Here is a 3,140-nt window from a genome sequence, read left to right on the forward strand (position 1 = left end):
ACAAGTAAATTTATTTTCTTAAATCATTGATAATACTTGACTTTGGGTAGAAAAATTGCTGCTGAAGCAGAAGCTCATTATAAGCAAGTTTCAATGCATTCATTTGGTGGAGCAATTCATTTTGCAGCAAGTTTGCAAATGGCAGCAGCAATTCCGAATGCATATCCTGTTGAATCAGAGGAAAATTATAACCCATTAAGAACTGATCTTATGAAAGAACCTTTTAAGACTGATGAAAAGATGAATTATATTTTGTCTGAAAATAAGCCTGGATTAGGAATTGAATTGGATTGGAATAAAGTGAAAAAATACGAAATCTAAGTGGTGATAAAAATGTTTATGTATATTTTAAGTGTTATTGTTGCCATTGCGATACTAATTGTTTTGATCTTTAAGGGTGTTAATATGGTGCCTGCATCATTGATTGCCTCTTTGGCTGCAATTTTAATTGGTGGTATAGATTTGTGGAAAGGCTTATCTCAAGGTTATGCCACTACTATGGGAAATTATGTAAAAGACTTTTTCTTAATTTTCTTTCTTTCAGCTTTATTTGGTGCAGTGATGTCAGATAGTGGAGCTGCATCTAAAATAGCTTCTACTTTAGTAAATAAAATTGGAAAAAGTAGTGTAATTCTGGTTCTACTGATTGTCACATTAATTTTGTCTTATGGGGGGATTATGACTTATCTAGTGGCTTTTACTTTATATCCTATAGCCGTAATTCTTTTTAAAGAAGCAGATATTCCAATTAAGTTATTTCCAGCTACAATTTTAGGTATTGCAGCTACGATTTGTATGACTACATTACCAGGGAGTCCACAAATTCAGAATATTATGCCAACCCAGTATTTCCATACTAATATTTATGCTGGTGCCACGATTGGTATTGTCTGTGGCATATATGTTTTTATTGCTAACTATCTATATTTAAAACATGCTCAAAAGAAATGTAGTGATAAAGGCGAGCATTTCGAGGTTTTGGATAAGTCTATTGATCAAAAAGAAGAAGAAAAAGCTCAATCAATTAACTTTTGGGTAGCTATTTTACCAATTGTTGTAATGTTAGTTTTAATCTTTGTTTTAAAAAATAAATTAGATGCTAACTTTTCTGTAGTTATTGCTATGTTTGTTGCAAATCTTTTAGCATTTATCTTTTTCTACAAGCCATTAAAAGGACATTTAGAAAAAACAATTGAAACTGGCACACAAAATGGTATTAATGCTTTAATGACTACTTCTGCTGTAGTTGCTTTTGGTGGAGTTGCAACAATTTCTCCACAGTTTGCACAAGTTGTTAAAGCATTGTCAAATAATCATTCCAATGTTTATTTGATTTCTATGATAGTCGTAAGTGTGGCATCTGGAATTTCAGGTTCTGCGAGTGGCGGTATTGGTATTTGGTTAAATTCGTTTGGTACACATTTAGCAACAATGAATTTGAATTTTTCAGCTTTACATAGATTAGCTGTTATGTCTTCAGGTTGGACTGGATGTTCACCGTTCTCGAGTGGTCCTGTTGTGGCAAGTTCAGTAGCTCATGTAAAATTAAAAGATTCCTATCCATATATATTCGTAACTTGTGTTGTTAATCCATTTATAGCAATGGTTATTGGTTACATTATGTTTAGTGTAGGTATTGTTTAATTTAAATCTTTATTAGACTAATAACAAAGAGTCTTGCAGCGATATTATAATTAAGTATTTCGGTGTAAGACTCTTTTAATTTAACTAAAAGCAGATTGCAAAATTTAAAAGCAATTATATTCTTTACAAAATATGGCAGATATCCCAATTATGTTAAATCTTAATATATAAGTTTCAATTAAACATGATACTTATATTTTCCAATCGACAAGAAAAAGAGGTTATTAAGCTATGTAAGCGATTGCACTATACTAATAATGTAATCAGAAACATAGAAAGGAAATAAAAATGACAGATTGGTTAAACATTAGAGACAGAGTTTACATTGTAACTGGCGGGTCATCAGGGATTGGAGCAGCCATTGTAAAAGAGTTGCTTGAACAAGGTGCAAAAGTTGTAGATGCTGATTTAAATGAACCTAAAGTGACACATGAAAATCTAACTTTCTATCAAACAGATGTAACTAATAAAGATGATGTGGATGCCACAGTAAAAGCAACCATAAAAGAATATGATCACTTAGACGGTGTGGTAAATAACGCAGGTATTAACTTACCAAGACTTTTAGTAGATGACAAGAAACCAGAAAGTCAATATGAAATGACTGAAAAAGATTGGATAAAGATGTTTACCGTTAATGTTAAGAGCGTGATGTTAATGTCACAAGCAGTCGGTAGATATCTAGTTAACCAAAAACACGGTGTAATCGTTAATATGTCAAGTGAAGCTGGTCTTGAGGGCTCACAAGGTCAAAGCATTTATTCAGCTACTAAGGGTGCAATCAATGGATTTACTCGTTCGTGGGCAAAAGAACTTGGTAAATTTAATGTACGTGTAGCAGGTGTAGCTCCTGGGATTATGGAAGCAACTGGCTTAAGAACCCCAAGTTATGAAAATGCACTAGCTTACACTAGAAATATTACAGTAGATCAATTAAGAGCAGGTTATAAGAGCACAACAACTACTCCAATGGGTAGAAGTGGCCATTTGTATGAAGTAGCAGATTTAGTAGCCTACTTGTTATCAGATAGATCAAGCTATATTACAGGGGTAACCATTAATGTAGCAGGAGGCAAGTCAAGAGGCTAGAGACAGAGGGGATAAAAATGGATAGTTACTTATTTAAGCTTTTAAAACTTCTCATTGAAAATGGCTCTATGACAACACAGGATATTGCTTATTATGGAAATGTTTCAAAAAGAACTGTTACTAACAGAATTAATGAATTAAACAATGTATTGGGAGATACGGCACAAGTTTTAAAGGAGTCTAATAGATATCAATTAATTATAAATAACTATCCGGACTTTTTACATTTAGAAACTCAGTTTCTTAAAGGTGAATTGGATTTAAATGATCCAGTAAAAAGAGAATCTTTTATTATTTATCATCTTATCAGTAATAAGAGTTTTATCACCCTTGATGATCTTGCTGATCAGATGAAACTGTCAAATCTTTTGTGTAAATAGATCTTTCTCGTAAATTGATTTTTTAAT

Annotated in this window: 4 protein-coding genes; all 4 read left to right on the forward strand. The window is 32.3% G+C overall.

The features are described 5' to 3' along the window. The first annotated feature begins 42 nt into the window (after positions 1 to 42). Positions 43 to 321, forward strand: coding sequence for an enolase C-terminal domain-like protein (locus CP366_RS10235; RefSeq protein ID WP_089148126.1), 279 nt, complete (start codon positions 43 to 45; stop codon positions 319 to 321). Positions 322 to 333: 12 nt separating this feature from the next. Beyond that, the gene (locus CP366_RS10240) at positions 334 to 1,644 is read left to right on the forward strand and encodes a GntP family permease (protein WP_089148093.1); all 1,311 of its coding nucleotides are present in this window, start codon (positions 334 to 336) and stop codon (positions 1,642 to 1,644) included. Positions 1,645 to 1,932: 288 nt separating this feature from the next. Beyond that, a complete protein-coding gene (locus CP366_RS10245) occupies positions 1,933 to 2,733 on the forward strand; it encodes an SDR family oxidoreductase (RefSeq protein WP_089148094.1) in 801 nt (266 codons plus the stop codon). Positions 2,734 to 2,750: 17 nt separating this feature from the next. Beyond that, positions 2,751 to 3,113, forward strand: coding sequence for an HTH domain-containing protein (locus tag CP366_RS10250; RefSeq protein ID WP_089148125.1), 363 nt, complete (start codon positions 2,751 to 2,753; stop codon positions 3,111 to 3,113). Positions 3,114 to 3,140: the final 27 nt, after the last annotated feature.

Origin of the sequence: Lactobacillus sp. UMNPBX15, assembly GCF_002553785.1 — a bacterium.
GTDB classification, from domain to species: domain Bacteria; phylum Bacillota; class Bacilli; order Lactobacillales; family Lactobacillaceae; genus Lactobacillus; species Lactobacillus crispatus.